The sequence below is a fragment of the Wandonia sp. genome (genome assembly GCF_984588085.1).
Genome location: NZ_CFIGVI010000002.1, coordinates 1 through 15850 on the forward strand (window position 1 = coordinate 1; position 15850 = coordinate 15850).

The window sequence follows — 15850 nt, forward strand, 5'->3', positions numbered from 1 at the left end:
CAGTTGCGTAGGCTGTAGCATTGTTGCCTTCCTGATCGAAAACAGTAAACGAAACGGTATTGGTTCCAATATTCGAACAATCGAAAGATGTTGTTCCCAGCGTCATAGAGGCAATACCACAGTTGTCCGTAGATCCATTGTCGACTTGTGCAGTGGTAATAGTAGCATTTCCACTAGCATCTAGTGTAACAGTAAGGTTGTTAACATGGGCGGTTGGTGGGAGGTTATCCATAACCGTTATAGTGGCTGTAGCAGTTGCTGAGTTATTTGACTCGTCAGTGACTGTCAGGGTAACAGTGTTGTTCCCTAGGTTTGAACAGTCAAAAGAAGTTTGATCAAGGCTGAGCGTAAGATCGTTTGATGCGGTTTGGTTATCATTGGAGCCATTATCAACTTGTTGAGGTGTTACCGTTATAGTTCCTGATGCGTTCAGGTAGACAGTAATATTTTGTGTAACTGGAACAGGGGGAGTAAGGTCGGGAATGATTTGATACTCATAGGCTCCGGCATCGATAACTGTGTTGTAAATGCGATCAACTCCTTCTAGATCCTTCGAAATTGAAGCCGGGAAATAGGTGTTCTGACCTCCGTCTACAGCGTTAGAGCTTGCGTTTAGTCGGAAATTGTCGGATGCATAATCAACAAATGAGTTTGCATTCAGAACAGTAGCTCCAAAAGCTGTCGTTTTTCCGAAGTTATTGGCAGAAAGAACTGATCCATGCGTCATACTTAATACATCCGAGGCGGCGTTGACATTTTCGTTGTAGAGAATGTTGTTGTAGATACCACAGTTATCTGCATTAATCAGACGGAAAATCTGATTAGTTGCCGTGTTTTTTACTATCGTGTTGTTGATGAGTTTTGCTTTCAGTTTACTCACATTACTTGTGTTGAATAGAAATAGTTCTGTCTGAGTGGTATGCTTAGCGATAAGTGAGTTGAGAATGGAGGACTGTTCTACATAATTCAAATCGGAACGGAAGTATACCAGAGTGTTCGGCGCTCCGTTTTCTATAATTTCACACGAAGTGAAGTCAACCTGCACATTATGTCCACTCCCTGTACCGGAGCTCGGGAACACATAGTATAATGAGCTTACATCAGCATAGTTGTCTTTGATCACACAATTAGAGATACTTCCTTTGATGGTCTGGTTGTTTAAAGTCATCCAAACCTGAACGGCTCCACCGCGTGAGAATTTTTGATCCGAGGTTTCGTTGGCATGTCCGCCACTAATCGTAAACCCGTCAAGAACAAAGTCAGATTGTGAGTTGATGATTAATACAGTTCTGTATAGGTTGTCTCCACGATTGGTTGTGTAGTCACCGGGAATATCATCTCCGTTTACATCACCTGAAATCTGGGTTTCATTTTGTTTTGGGTTTCTGGCTGTGCGGTTACTTTCTGTTCCGTCAAAACCACCATAAAATTTACTGTTTCCATGAATTTGTAATGCAGCCAAATTTCGGTTTCCGGACACAGGGTGTCTGTATACGCCTTCTGCTACCCAAAATTCAGAACCTACCGGAGATAAAGTTACTGCATCTTCCAGATTTGTATAGGCATTTGTCCAGCTAGACCCATCATTTGATCCGGTAGCATCTAAGTCTACAAAAACTGGGTTTATTGTTGTTCCCGTAATCATTGAAGACCCCGTTGTTCCGCCAAATGAGGCGCAGGAATAGTCAACATAAATGTCGTACGTTTCATCAGTAAGTAATCCGGTAAACAGATAATTATTTCCTGTAATCCCTGTGATTGGAGTTCCGTTTCCGACAGGCTGACCTGTAGGTACGATTGTCACGGTATAGTTGTTGTCAATAAAGCTGTAATTCTGCCAGGAGACTGCTAGCTCTCCAATTCCATTAGCGGTAACTTCCAGCGGACCTAATTCGCAGTTGACAAATTCATACGCTCCGGCATCCAGTTGACCAATAAATCTGGGTTGCCCTGCTAAATCCAATGTGTATGAAGAAGCAAGAGAAGCTGCGTCTGCCACACCGATGGCTGGCGATCCGGTTACAAGGTGATAATCCTGATTTGCGTAATCATTAAAAAGAGTAGCAGGAAGTTCATTGTTAGCTCCGTATGCGGTTCCTTGTCCTACATTATTTGATCCGTTCAGATCACCCAAACCTGCAGTTAGGAACTGGACACCTGAATTGTCCACAATAATATTGTTTTTAAGCAGGAATGAACCGGAAGAGGCATTGTAATCGTTGTCAGTCAGAAGGAATAAGTAGCTGTTCGAGGCATTGCCTAAGATCGTATTGTTAATAAACTCAATTCTTGCATCATTTACCGTGTTATAGTCTACCTGAAGGAAATAACCTGAATTTGCAATATTATTAGCAAAAAGACAATTGGTGAATTTAGCCTGTTTAGTATTGTATCCTGTAGGTGTAGATAGTGCTGAAATGCTAATAAAATCATAGAAACCCCTGTTTTCATTAAAGTGACAGCGGTTAAAACGAATCTCGTAGATAGCTTGTCTTGCAGGTGCTTCTAACGCAGAAAATAGTGCTTGATTATTGGCATAATTGTATTCAAACTTACAATTTTCTAAATCAAGCTGGGGAGCCATGTGTCCTCCAAATGCATTCGCATCAAATTGAAATACACCTCCTCTGTCATTACCGGCAGTACCATTACCATGTGATTCTTTAAAGGTAAATCCATCAAACAGAACTTCTGCTTCGGCAGTAATACGAACCAGATTGTATGAGTTGTCAGTAACGTCAGCAGCTGTAGCATGACCGTTGCCTAATGCGTCACCATTTATGCTTGTTTCATGGAGTAAAGGATTTCTTTGATCTTTGGTTGTTTCCGTTCCATTGAATCCCCCGTACCAATTGTGTGATTCATTGATTAGTAGAATGCGCTGTGCTCTGTTGAGAGGATCACCAATATAGTTTCCTTCAGCGACCCAGATTTCAGCTCCGGAGGGAGCGTTGTCTTCAGCTTGTTGGAGTGTGGTATACGCATTTGTCCAACTGGTTCCGTCATTATTTCCTGTGGCGTCAATATCCACAAAGACGGTTTGTTCGAAACTGACAAAGGTCAGTAGTGAACCTACTAGAGATAGATAAACTTTTTTCATGTTTATTTGATGAGTTTAAGGGTTGTTTCTTCTTGTTTTTCAGAGGTTAATCGAAGGATATAACTTCCTTTTTTGAGGTCTGAGGTATCGATGTTGGTTTTGTTTCCTGTGATTTCGTTTATTTCTTTTACAGATTGACCAATGGCATTGTACACTACTATTTTACTAATGTTATCTTCTGCTTCAATAGTAAGCTCATCTGTAAATGGATTGGGATAGCACAAGAAATTTATTCCTTTTTCAATCTTGGAAAATCCGTTGGTTGTACCAGCCTGATAGGCTCCTAAACCAATTTGCCCGGCACCTGTTTTGCGCGGATTCCCTGCTAAGTCGATCGTCGGGTAGTCATTGGAGTATACCTGAACAGAACCTGTAGTTTGATAAGCAGAAACGGGAGATAAATTGTTGTTAGGGTAATCAATGAATGGTGAAGCCGAAAGAATGTGTGTATTTGAGATGCCTTCCAGATCACTGAAGTCCTGAACATTTTGATCCGAATCGCTTGTTATTGTTAGTTGAGACGCAGCTCCAATTGATAATGCCATTTTCTGGGTGGTATTTATATTTTCGTAGAAAATATTGTTGGCTATAGTCAGGTTAGTTGCGGCATAACTTGAACCAAATTCATACGCAAAAGGAGCTGTCAGCGAAGAACCCTGTGGATTATCAATAACTGTATTGTTTATAAAGTAGATATCCATGGTTCCCGGAACTAAATTGGTGAATCGCCCACAACTTCCTCCGGCAGAAAATTCCATACAATAGTTGTTTCGGAATAAGTTGTTTACAATATGCGCCTGTGAGTTAATACCGGCAGTACCAACAGTTCTGTATTCAATCGTGTAGGCGTAACTTCCTACATTAATATTGTTTTCAACTCTGTTGTTGAAGAATTTGAAAGAAGTATTCGGTGTCTTTGAATAGAACGAAATTCCGGCTCTGTTCTTTGATATGTTATCCCGGATGATACAATTACTTACGGTTAAGTCTTTGAGATTATCATCCGAAACATAAATAGCACCTCCGGCAGCTGTAGTACTGTAGGCATGTTCAAGAATTACACCATCAATCTGAACTTCTCCATCCGAATGTATCGTTATGATATTCTTGGCGTTGTCTTGCATATAACTATTGGAAGCAGAAACCGGTCCCTGATCATTCCAGCCAACATCGCCACTAATGATGGTCTCATTAGTGAAGTAATCACGTTGGTTGAGATCGGTTTCTGTTCCGTTAAAACCACCAAAAAGAGACTCGTTGTCATCGATGGTAAAGGTTTGGTAGTTAGAAACACGCGTGTAGAAACCTTCTGCGATCCAGATTTGAGCATTAGGAACTGTATTGTTGCCTAAGGCTGTGTGTAAATCCGTATAGGCATTTGCCCAGGAAGTACCATCATTGCTTCCGTTGGCATCATCATCAACGTATATAATAGTTTGCGCGGATGATAAGAGAGAAAGAGAAAGGACTGTAAGTGTTGTGTAGAGCTTTTTCATCTGTACAGAGTTTTAGTTATTTATATTTTAGAGCATCAGCAGGGTTCACGTAATAAATACGCTGATCATTATATAGCATATAGGTTTTTCCAAAGTTTCCACCTCCTATATAATCCTGAGCGATGTAGAAACCTTCACGTTTGTAATCTCCTTTTGGCGTTTTCATTACAACAATACATTTTGCTATTCGCTTCAAAGTAGCCCCGGTAAGAGGATGTTTTTTGATTTCCCAATCTGTAGAAGTTACGTAGGAGTATTCAACGGTTTCTTTCCATTTATATCCCTCTGCTGTACGTTTAATGAGTTGGAGCGATTCTTGCTTGAGAGTAGCGTTTTTCATCCCTTCGGCAGGAAGAGGCTTGGCTTCCGCGATCTCTTGTTGTTGCCAGACACGACGTAGTGCATCAAATTTTTCGAAAACTACTTTTGAGGTGTACTCCGGGTTGGCCTGATATTCATTGAATTTTGCTGTATCTCGCGCCGCGATCACAAAGCTCTCCGGTTGAATATCGTTCATCCACTGGTGACCAATTTGATCGTTTTTATGATATACATTTGCCCCGATTAGGATAACTCCGGGTTCTAAGACCAAACACATTGCATTGTACCAGGCTTCAGGGCCTCCCTGCATACCCATCTGAAACAATACGTTCCCTTTGTCGGCAGAAGCGTGGTGATGCTCGGGAACCATTGCGTAGTTTGCTGTTGCTTTGTCCCAGTGAATTTGCATTGTATGTTCTTCAGGAGAATATTCGATCGAAAATCCTGAAAATGCTTTAGTGGTGTCTCTACTAAAGTGATTGGAAGGTTCGATGTACGCAAAGGTGTTTAAATAATAAAAACCGGAGAAGTTAATACGGTCTGTATACTCCTTCTTGTAGGTTCCTTTAAGGATCATTTGCCCCTGATCTGTTTTTAATAATCGATCTTCATCTGAATAGAGGTTTTCAGCGAATTCCTCAACGGAAATCACTTTCATTTTTCCTGATTTAGACGTCGGGTTTTCTTCAGGGGTCTTATTTACCTGTTCTTTTACTTTTTGTTTGAAGCCCGAAAACTGCCCGTTAGAGAAAGTGGCAGAAAAGAGCATCGGAAGAATGAGGATTACTATTTTGTTCATGTTACGATGTTTGATGAGGAGCAAAGTTATTTCCGTTTATTCCTATTATCGGGAAGAAGTTTCTGAAAGCAAATAATTCCTTCTGAATGAATTTTTATATCGGATTAATCTGTATTTCTTTGTGCTGACTTATGAAAACTGCAAAAAATAGAAGAGGTATGAAGCGACAGATGTTGTTGTTGCTGAGTCAGTTTCTATGTCTTCTAAGTAGTTCATTTTTTTCTCAACAGCTGACCTATTTTACATATAATGAGATGAATTCAGATATTGGTTCCAATGTCTGCTATAATATCAGTCAACTTCCGGATGGGACGGTTTTTGTTTCTAATAACAGTGGATTGCAACGTTTTGATGGAAAGTATTTTGAGAGTTTTGAAAAAAGAGGGAAAGGGATGTCGGTTTCATCTTCTGTTTATGATCAGACGGGACGCTTGTGGGCAAATACTTTTCATGGAGACATTTACTATCTGGAGAATGATTCGTTACTGCGCCATCCGATTAGTGATTCATTGCGTGAACTCACACAGTTTTTCCTGCTAAATGACACTTTTTATCTGACTACTAAACGAAAGATTTTTAAGTATGATCCGGATAGAAATAAGTTCAGTTTACTTCAAACACCAGACTTGTTGATTATAAGCCTGTTTCAAGTAGGGAAGAACAATTACGCTCTGTTTTTTAATACAACCAAGAGTAACACTATCTTATTAAACCTAAGATCCGGGGAGATGGAGTCAATACCATTAGACGTTTTACCTCTTTCAAGAACTATACCTTTTTCGCTGAATGGAGAGACATTTCTTTTTAGTGTGAATGACCGAACAGTATATCGGGGGAAAGATGTTGTACAAAAACGATCTTCGTACCCCGTTTCACTGAGTTACGAGGGGAAAATCACCTACGTAACAGCACTTGGCGATAGAATTGCTGTGTGTGGTGTAAATGGAATACGACTGTTTGATAGAAAGGGAGCAAATGAATTATGTCTGCTCAAAAATGTACAGGTAACGCATGCTATCCAGGATCATGAAGGAAATTATCTGGTATCCTCTTCTTCGCATGGTCTTATTGTCATTCCGGATATTACAGCATACCATATTGATTATTCTAATTACCTGAAGGATGAGACCATAATTAGTTCTGTACAAATCAATAACCGGTTAATTCATGGTACAAATGCAGGACTTTTGTTGAGACATGATCTCGTAAATCACCAAATAGATACATTGCGAATCAGTAACCGGAGTGAAGTCAGTACGCTTTCGTATAATCGGTGGGACAATAAGCTTTACGTTTATTCCGATGATCTTTTTGTGGTAGATTACGAATCTCTGAATGTTGAAAAGAGAGTTATGTTTACCTCAACTAAGACGATCGCACACACTAATGAATGGACGTTAATCGGTACCTGGGATGGTTTGTATCAGTTAGATGAGCCGGAGTCCGGGTTAATTTCTGACAAAGGATGGAGTTTGTCTTTGACGGGACTTAATGACGGGACTTTTTTGTGGTCCTGTAAAAAGGGACTTTATAAGATTGACAGATCCTTATATGTTAAACCCGTTAGAATAAAGTCTGAAGAACCTATTACAAACATCCGGTGTATGCAACAGCATTCGGATGGAATGCTCTATTGTATAGCAAATTTTAATCAATTGGTTCGTTATGATATCCGGGCGAATACATTTGAAAAAATATACGAAGATGAAGAAAAGCTGTTGAATGGCTTTTTACTGACTGAGCGGGATACGGTCATTTTGTATGGAAAAAAGGGAGCTAAATTTTTATCTCTTGCTAAACCGCAAACTTCTCCATTGTTTAGAAATCGCTTACAGGGGATTTTTAAGGATAATATACGCTATATGTATAAAGGTAACGGAAATATGTATTTTGTTCATGACAATGCTGTTTCTGTTTTACCGGGTATTCTTGCTAAAAACAGAGTGCAACCACAATTGAGCTTTTTTGTGAAGAACGGAAGTTTTCAATTGGAGAAAGGAGTGTATACCTCTGAATTTGAAAAGAACGCAATTAAGATTGAGGTGGAAGTCGCTAATACTATCCGGTCTCAGGGGGAAACACGTCTGTTTTATCGGGTTCCGAAATTGTCAGGAGACTGGAAGCCGGTCAGCGGAGCGAATCATGAGATTTTTCTGGAACGTTTACCACCAGGGAAATACACGATTGAGTTTTTTGCGACCAATGAAGATGGGGTTGAGAGTCGCGTATATTCTTTTCCGGTGCGTATTACACCTCCTTTTTACCTTACTTTTTGGTTTATTCTTGGTGTACTGCTCGTTCTCTTTATAACGATTGTTCTGCTGGTGCGTTTTTTTGTTCGCAGAGCAAACCGGAAAGCTTTGGAACGACTACAAAAACAAAAATTAGAAACACGTGTGTTAAATGCCGAATTGACGGCCATTCGTTCCCAGATGAATCCTCATTTTATTTTTAATGTATTGACGGCCATTCAATCTAAAGTAATTGAAGGAAAAGCGGATGAAGCATATAAAAATATTGGTGATTTTGCCACGCTAATCAGGAATGTACTGGATAAATCGGGAAAAGAATTTATCTCCCTGAATGATGAAATTACTTTAATCAAGAACTATGTTTCGCTTGAAAACTCAAGGTTGAATGATCCGATTCAGTTAGTGATTGATATTGACGATCAGGATTATTTTGATGAAATCAATATTCCGACATTAATTACTCAGCCGTTTGTCGAAAATTCAATAAAACATGGGTTTCCGGCACAAAAAAAAGGAAAACGGATTGATATGCAAATCAAACGGGAAACCGATGGATTTGTCATTGCTATAAAGGATAATGGTGTCGGCATTGGTAGTACGGTTGAAACGAAGAGTGATACACATCAATCATTCGCACTGGAAGCGATGAAGAAAAGAATACAGGCATTGAAAAAAACTTCGCGCTATCAGGTTGAACTTACAATTACTTCCGGAAAAGAAGAAGGTACAACGGTAACACTTTATTTTACATGGAACAACTAAACGCATTTATAATTGACGACGAAGAAGCCCCCCGAAAACTACTGAAATACTTATTTCAAAGAGAAGACAGTAGCGTTAATGTAATAGGGGAGGCAGACCGGCTTTTGACCGGACTTACGATGATTATGGAGTTAGACATTGATATCCTCTTTTTGGATATTGAAATGCCGGATCACAAAGGGCTGGAAATACTGAATCTTATGGATGAGGTTATTGATTTTGAAATCATATTTGTTACGGCATACAGTGATTATGCAATAGACGCTATTAAACTTTCGGCTTTTGATTATTTACTCAAACCAATTCAGCCGGAAGAACTTTTTACTACAATTAGTCGTTTGCAAGAGAAGCGAACAAAAAAGCGTCGTGTTCCCAAATCACAATTGGATGTTCTCCAAAGTAATTTACAACCTTCTTCAGATAAGACATACTTTCTTCGGACGCACAAAGAAGATTACATCATTCCTACCAATACAATATTGTATTTGGAAGCGGATGGTATGTATACACATATCGTTATGGAAAAAGAGCGAATTACAGCTTCGAAACCACTGAGAGAAATTTTGGAGGAATTACCCAATTATATCTACCGAACCCATCGAAGCTTTGCGATCAATTTGCAGAATATCTCTTCTCCGATTCGTATGGTTAATAATTGTATCGAGCTGACCAATAAAGACCTGGTGCCTTTGTCTATCAGTCGGAAAGACGGGTTGATGGATTTTTACGCTTCCATGAATTTCTAAACTACTCCAACAAAAAAACAGGAGGATTTATCCTCCTGTTCTCAGTATTTTTCAATAAATAACAAGGGTTATTTTACCAGTTGAATTCCTGTGTAATTCTGTGGGGTGATTTGTTTCAATTCTGATTTAATTTCATCCGACACATTCAACGTGTCAATAAACTGATGAACGGATTCCTGAGTGGTTTTTTCATTTTTACGCGTCAATCCTTTCAGGGCTTCATAGGGTTTAGGGAATCCTTCTCTACGTAGAATTGTCTGAATAGCTTCTGCTACAACTGCCCAATTGTCTTCAAGGTCTTTCTCAAAAGCCGATTGATTCAGTAGTAATTTGTCTAATCCGGTAAGTGTAGCCTGAATAGCCAGTACACTATGGGCAATCGGAACACCAATATTTCTCAATACAGTCGAATCCGTAAGGTCCCGTTGAAGTCTGGAAACCGGCAATTTTGCAGATAAGTGTTCGTATAAGGCATTTGCCAGCCCCAGGTTTCCTTCCGAATTTTCGAAATCAATTGGGTTCACTTTATGCGGCATAGCAGAAGAACCGATTTCACCTTCTTTTAATTTCTGTTTGAAATATTCCATGGATATGTAAGTCCACATATCGCGATCCAAATCAAGGATTATTGTATTGATTCGTTTTAGAACATCAAACAGGGCTGCCAAATTATCGTAATGCTCAATTTGTGTTGTCGTTTGACTTCTCTGAAGTTCAAGAACATCATTTACGAAGTGATTGGCGAATGCTACCCAGTCGTGATCCGGAAATGCAACATGGTGTGCATTCAGGTTTCCGGTTGCTCCACCAAATTTTGCACTAAACGGAACTGCTTCCAATTGCTTCTTTTGGATCTGTAAACGCTCTTCAAATACCTGTAGTTCTTTACCCAAACGAGTCGGAGAAGCAGGTTGCCCGTGCGTTTTAGCAAGCATACTGACATCTTTCCACTCTGTTTTAAGCGCACTCAACTTGTTGAGCAGCTTGTCCAATAGAGGAAGATAGACATCTGTCAGTGCATCTTTTAGTGATTTAGGAACAGATGTATTGTTAATATCCTGAGAAGTCAATCCGAAATGAACAAACTCAAGATACTGAGACAGCCCCATTTTTTCGAGTCTGTCTTTAACAAAATACTCAACAGCTTTTACATCATGATTGGTTGTTCTTTCCGTTGTTTTGATTTCAAGCGCATCTTCCTCCGTGAAATTTTGATAAATGGCACGTAAGTCTTCAAATTTATCTTTCGGGAAAGCAGCCATAGGGCTTATTCCTGATGTGGAAAGTGTAATCAGGTATTCAATTTCGATCAATACGCGATAACGAATCAATCCGAATTCTGAAAAATAGGGAGCAAGCTCCTCTACTTTTCTTCTGTATCTTCCATCAATAGGAGAGATAGCTGTTAATGTATTTAGTTCCATAGCAAACTTCAAAAACGCAAAGATACAAAGTTGTTTAAACTTTGAGGATTTCTTTTCCAGATTCCGCAAAAAGAAAAAATCTATGGTTATTTTTGAAACAGAATTTACTATGAAACGATTTTTCCGACATTTATTTCTGGGCTATAAAAGCTACGGTTCAGCTATTCAGATGGTGATAGATCATCGTTTGTATATTTATTTTCTGATCCCCTGTATGTTGATGATCGGTATTCATTACCTGGGGGTGTGGGTTGTGAATCAGCAACAGTCGCCTGCAATTGATACGGTAAGAACGATGAATGACATGGTTTGGTATGCGATTAGCCAGCATTCATTGGATATTGTAGGGACGGTCGTAAGTAAATCTTCCAAGTATCTTGTAGTTATTCTTTTGTCGCCCTTGTTTGCATTTGTGTCGGAACGAATAGAGGAAATTCTTACTGCAAACCGATACCCGTTTAATTTTAAACAAACGGTAAAAGATGTAAAAAGAGGAGTTCGTATTGCACTTAGAAATGTGATGTGGGAATACTTCTTTTTGATAGTCGTTATTGGACTGACCTCTTTTTTGGACGGAGGAATCAAAACGGCACTTTTCTTTTCACTTCCGCTACTGATCGGATTTTATTACTATGGATTTAGTTTCCTGGACTATATCAATGAACGACGCAGGTTAAATATTGAGCAGAGTATCTATTTTATTCGAAAACACCGGGGAGTTGCCATGGCGATCGGTAGTATCTATTCACTTTTGTTTTTGCTTCCGCTTGATTTTCGGGAAATGATGGACTTTAAGGATTTTGATAGCTATCCGTGGCAAACAATTATTGATTTTGTCATTAATTTTATATTTTGGATCTTAATATCTGCCGCTCCTGTACTGGCTATTATTGCTGCGACAATTGCCATGAATCAAACTGTTGATCTCAGTAATAACGAATATGCTATAAAAAGTACCGATGAAAATAACGAGCTTGAAAATGGCGCAGTATTTGAAGATAAATTATAACTTAGGTGGTTGAAATATACGTTTTATGAATAGAAAAATAAGCTTTATCTTTTTGTTGGTGAGTTTTGTCCCATTTGGATCAAAGTTGCTTGCGCAGGGAGATACTACGACTACATTGCTAAATAAAACTGCTGCTGCTTTTCTGATTGAAGAGGCAAGAAGGTTTTATAATGAAGGAAATGTCCGCGCGGCTTTGGTAAAGTACCGGGAGGCGTATAATAAAGATCCGCAATCGCCTAAGGCGGCTTATGGAATCGGGATTTGTCAGTATGATATTAAAAACTACGGTATTTCGTTAAAATATGCGCGTGATGCGATCCGGTTGAGAGACAATGTTGATCCGGAGGCGAGTTACCTCGTTGCAAGATGTTATCACAGATCTGTAGAGCTGGATTCGGCTTTGATGTATTACCGGGAGGCTGATTCTCTGATGTCAAAAACACGTTCGAATGATTTGAATGTAAAACGAAATATTTCAGAAGTGCAGTTGGCAGAAAAGCTAATGAAAGATACAGCTCTTCATGAACGTATTTTGTACACAGGAGAGGTAAACAGTGGCTTTCAGGATTATTCTCCTGTGATTACGGATAATGGTAATACTTTGTATTTTGTCTCCCGCAGACCGAATACGACCGGAGGAATGGTGAACCCGGATGACCAGTTATTCTTTGAGGACATCTTTAAAGCAAAGTGGGATGATGAGCGTTGGCTTTGGGTTGATGTTACGAACGAACTGAAGCGAATTAACTCAGATGGTTTTGACGCTATATCTCATATCTCTCAGGATGGGAAGACGATGTATCTTACAATCAATAATACGATGGTTCCTGATGTGAAACGCAAGAATAGAACGCAATCCTCAGATATTTTTGTTTCTACATTAAGTGATAAAGGAGACTGGAGTACACCTAAAAAGCTGGATGCACCAATCAATACTTCGTTTTATGACGGAGCAGCTACTTTGACAGCAGATGGAAGAACGATGTTTTTTGTTTCCGAACGAATGGGAGGAGAAGGAAGAACTGATATTTACATGTCGGAATTGCAGGGGAATGAATGGAGTAAACCTGTGAATCTGGGGAAACATGTCAATACATCTGGTAGAGAAACGACTCCTTTTGTTACGCCTGACGGACAATATTTATTCTTTTCTTCTGACGGGTTAAATGGTATGGGAGGATATGATGTGTACGTTGTGAAACGGGAAGGGAGCAAGTTCTCCAAACCGTATCATCTGGGGTACGGCATCAATTCGGTAAATGATGACACACACTTCCGTTATTATCCAGAAATGCGAAAAGGAGTGATGGCTTCTATTATCCTGATTGATACCAAGTCAAGTTACAACCTTTTCAGTATAGAAATGGGATTCTTTGATTATCCTAAGTTTGAGTTTCCTGAAGAAGAAGAAAAGTAAAAGAGTATAAAATATAACGAAAGAATTAAAAAGCAGTCTCTAAGAGATTGCTTTTTGTTTTTCCTGTTCGTTCAATTGTATTTCCAAAGCAATCAGTATGGCAACAACACCCCATACAGGAACGGCAGACTTGTCCGTATCCAGATAATTATTCAGGATCCCGTGAGTAAAATAGGTAACCAGAGCCAAAATCATTGCTAAAATCATCGTTTTAGTTTCACCCTCAGGGTATCGGATATAAAGGCTGATACCATGATAGAAGATTAGAGCAACAAGTACCAATACACTTACTGCTCCTATCCATCCGGTTTCAGCCAAAGGACCAAGGTATTCACTGTGTGCATTTCCCATATTTCCGAAGTTCGTGGAAATAATAGTCAGGTTTTCGGGATTCTGATACGGTGCATATTCCATAGCATAGGTTCCCGGTCCGAAACCAAACCAGGGACGGTCTTTGAACATCTCAACTGCAGAGGTCCAGCGGTTGATTCGCTCAAGATTTGAGGCATCAGAAGTGACATTCGTAGCGGATTGTAATCGCTCTCCAAATTCTTCGGTTGTATGTTCCGACTTGTTCCGAGCCATCTCCATATTGATTTTGTCCCACTGGACAAATACAACACCAAGTGCGATCACGCCAATTGCAGCGAGATATTTAAAGTGAATCTTGAATTTGATAACCAGTAATACGAGAATAGCTCCAATAATACTTACCCATGCAGCACGTGTATACGAAAAGTAGAGACCTATTAGGGAAAGAGTAATGAGAATTCCCAAAGTAACCTGCATAAGAGGAGGTTGCTTTTTACTGAAAAAGAAACCAAACAGGAGAGGAATAATAAAAGCTACCATAGCTCCGTACCCTGTATGGTCTTTAAAGAAGGGCCACATAACCCAGTGACCTTCTTTTTCTCCGAAACCGTATTGCGCATGGTTAATAAGCGTGTAAAAAATCACAATGCTCATCCCTATTATATACAACCAAAGAAAACGATTTCTATTTTTCTGATCTTTAAAAAGAAAGACACCAAAAAACAGAATAGGAATGAAAAACCATAACCGCACCAGTAAAAACTTAAAAGAAGCTACAGGGTGGGTACTTGTGATAGAGGTAATAAATAGCCAGAAAAGATAGAAGGCAATAGCCCAGAAAATAGGATGGCTGAAGAGGGCACGGGGAAGAAAAGGTTTGTACAATTCTTTAGCCATTACCAGTACCAAAAGCATTGCCAGTATAGGCTCTGTGGGTAAGAAAAGACCTAACCTGCCATCTGTAAGATATTCAAGATTAAAAGACAATGGAGCGGAGAATGCTACGAAAAGCAGAGCCCAATCCATTCTGAAAATGGTGAAAAAACCAATGATTAACGCAAAAGGTATAAAGTTAAATAGCCATTGACTATCAAGCGTGAAATAAAAATTCAACGCAATGAAAATCAGAGCGGATAAAACAATCCATCTATTGGCTATAGGAGATTTCACGTAATCAGGCGATTTTTCGCAATTCGTCAATTTTCTCTTTGATCAATAGTAATAAGACTCCGGCAGCAAAGGCAGCCAAAGTAGATACTGCTACAATGATCCAGCGAATTGGTTTTGCCTTTTTGTCTGCTTTAACAGCCCACTCTACAACAAATTTGTGTGTAAAGTCCACATTGGCATCCGATTCAGCTTGTTCATAGGTTGATTCAAGCGTGGTAAGTTTATCGGTTTTGAATTCGCGTAATTCAACCAAACCATCGTACAAAGCTCCATATTGCATATTTACATCAATTTTGGAGCGGATATAATCATGATCTTTCTGCGATTTTACGGTGGTAAGAGATGTGAACAGGTTTGCACGTGCTTCAGAAGGAACTACTCCCAGCAAAGAAAGACTATTGATTGTATCTTCCAATGCCTGCTTTTCACCTTCAAGATATTGGTACTTTCTTTTCACAATTTCATAAGCGGGAACTGTACGTTCCTTTACCATTTCATTTTTTACTGTGTCAATGAGTAAGACAATATCATTGGCAATAGCTGCAGCCTGCTCCGGATTTTTGTCCAGTACATCTATCAGAATAGAACCATAACGGGTACGTTCGAACCGAATATGACCGTCGTACATTTTTGCCAGTTTGTAGTTTTTGTTTTTATCGTCTTCACCAATCTCATAATAGTTCAAAAGGTCGTACTTTTCGATAATGCGATTTCTGACACGGGAAGATTGGAGAATCTGAAGTAATTGTTCAGCTTGTTCTTCCTCACCAAAATCCATAGAACTTGCTTTGGCATTTCGTTGCTCCGAGAAAGATACGGTACTGGTTGCAGTGGGAAAGACAATAGCCGTAGAGCGAAACAGCTCCGTCATGAGTAAAGAGGCTATGGAAGAAGCCACAGCAGCGATAAAGGAAATAATGATTAGAATCCATTTCTTTTTCCACAAAAACACCAGTAAATCCTGAGCTCCCTGGTCAAATCGATTTTTCTCTTGCATTTGTAAAAATTTGCGTAAATGTACTATAATTCTACCGAATTCGGA

Annotated in this window: 10 protein-coding genes; 4 read left to right on the top strand and 6 right to left on the bottom strand. The window is 39.4% G+C overall.

Going from position 1 to position 15850, the window contains the following annotated elements:
* The 3 genes from AC4PL9_RS01160 to AC4PL9_RS01170 all read right to left on the bottom strand — a co-directional run.
* The coding region (locus AC4PL9_RS01160) for a choice-of-anchor Q domain-containing protein (RefSeq protein ID WP_491602965.1) at positions 1-3100 on the bottom strand (3100 nt) is incomplete at its 3' end.
* Positions 3101-3102: 2 nt separating this feature from the next.
* Positions 3103-4596: a T9SS type A sorting domain-containing protein gene (locus AC4PL9_RS01165; RefSeq protein WP_491602966.1), complete on the bottom strand. Its 1494-nt coding sequence runs from the start codon at positions 4594-4596 to the stop codon at positions 3103-3105.
* A 16-nt stretch (positions 4597-4612) separates the two neighbouring features.
* Positions 4613-5716 (bottom strand): hypothetical protein, encoded by a 1104-nt coding sequence (locus tag AC4PL9_RS01170; RefSeq protein ID WP_491602967.1) that lies wholly within the window; start codon positions 5714-5716, stop codon positions 4613-4615.
* A gap of 158 nt (positions 5717-5874) precedes the next feature.
* Between AC4PL9_RS01170 and AC4PL9_RS01175 the strand changes: the two genes are divergently transcribed.
* Both AC4PL9_RS01175 and AC4PL9_RS01180 read left to right on the top strand, forming a co-directional pair.
* Positions 5875-8730, top strand: coding sequence for a sensor histidine kinase (locus AC4PL9_RS01175; protein ID WP_491602968.1), 2856 nt, complete (start codon positions 5875-5877; stop codon positions 8728-8730).
* Positions 8718-9476: a LytR/AlgR family response regulator transcription factor gene (locus tag AC4PL9_RS01180; protein WP_491602969.1), complete on the top strand. Its 759-nt coding sequence runs from the start codon at positions 8718-8720 to the stop codon at positions 9474-9476. Before AC4PL9_RS01175 ends, AC4PL9_RS01180 begins: the two co-directional genes overlap by 13 nt.
* 68 nt (positions 9477-9544) lie before the next feature.
* Here the strand turns inward: AC4PL9_RS01180 and purB are convergent, their stop codons facing one another.
* A complete protein-coding gene (gene purB, locus AC4PL9_RS01185) occupies positions 9545-10900 on the bottom strand; it encodes an adenylosuccinate lyase (protein WP_491602970.1) in 1356 nt (451 codons plus the stop codon).
* Positions 10901-11009: 109 nt separating this feature from the next.
* Between purB and AC4PL9_RS01190 the strand changes: the two genes are divergently transcribed.
* Both AC4PL9_RS01190 and AC4PL9_RS01195 read left to right on the top strand, forming a co-directional pair.
* Positions 11010-11909 carry an EI24 domain-containing protein gene (locus AC4PL9_RS01190; protein WP_491602971.1) on the top strand — a complete coding sequence of 300 codons (900 nt, stop codon included), beginning with the start codon at positions 11010-11012 and terminating at the stop codon, positions 11907-11909.
* A 25-nt stretch (positions 11910-11934) separates the two neighbouring features.
* Positions 11935-13326 (top strand): hypothetical protein, encoded by a 1392-nt coding sequence (locus AC4PL9_RS01195; RefSeq protein WP_491602972.1) that lies wholly within the window; start codon positions 11935-11937, stop codon positions 13324-13326.
* Between the two features lie 39 nt (positions 13327-13365).
* On the opposite strand, the gene AC4PL9_RS01200 is transcribed toward AC4PL9_RS01195, so the two are convergent.
* Both AC4PL9_RS01200 and AC4PL9_RS01205 read right to left on the bottom strand, forming a co-directional pair.
* Positions 13366-14808: an O-antigen ligase family protein gene (locus AC4PL9_RS01200; RefSeq protein WP_491602973.1), complete on the bottom strand. Its 1443-nt coding sequence runs from the start codon at positions 14806-14808 to the stop codon at positions 13366-13368.
* A gap of 4 nt (positions 14809-14812) precedes the next feature.
* Entirely contained in the window at positions 14813-15805 is a 993-nt protein-coding gene (locus tag AC4PL9_RS01205; RefSeq protein ID WP_491602974.1) for a Wzz/FepE/Etk N-terminal domain-containing protein, read from the bottom strand.
* Between the last annotated feature and the right edge of the window lie 45 nt (positions 15806-15850).

Coding starts and splice junctions, on each gene's coding strand:
- AC4PL9_RS01195 (WP_491602972.1), top strand. CDS start 11,935: ATGAATAGAAAAATAAGCTTTATCTTTTTGTTGGTGAGTTTTGTCCCA.
- AC4PL9_RS01175 (WP_491602968.1), top strand. CDS start 5,875: ATGAAGCGACAGATGTTGTTGTTGCTGAGTCAGTTTCTATGTCTTCTA.
- AC4PL9_RS01190 (WP_491602971.1), top strand. CDS start 11,010: ATGAAACGATTTTTCCGACATTTATTTCTGGGCTATAAAAGCTACGGT.
- AC4PL9_RS01170 (WP_491602967.1), bottom strand. CDS start 5,716: ATGAACAAAATAGTAATCCTCATTCTTCCGATGCTCTTTTCTGCCACT.
- purB (WP_491602970.1), bottom strand. CDS start 10,900: ATGGAACTAAATACATTAACAGCTATCTCTCCTATTGATGGAAGATAC.
- AC4PL9_RS01165 (WP_491602966.1), bottom strand. CDS start 4,596: ATGAAAAAGCTCTACACAACACTTACAGTCCTTTCTCTTTCTCTCTTA.
- AC4PL9_RS01205 (WP_491602974.1), bottom strand. CDS start 15,805: ATGCAAGAGAAAAATCGATTTGACCAGGGAGCTCAGGATTTACTGGTG.
- AC4PL9_RS01180 (WP_491602969.1), top strand. CDS start 8,718: ATGGAACAACTAAACGCATTTATAATTGACGACGAAGAAGCCCCCCGA.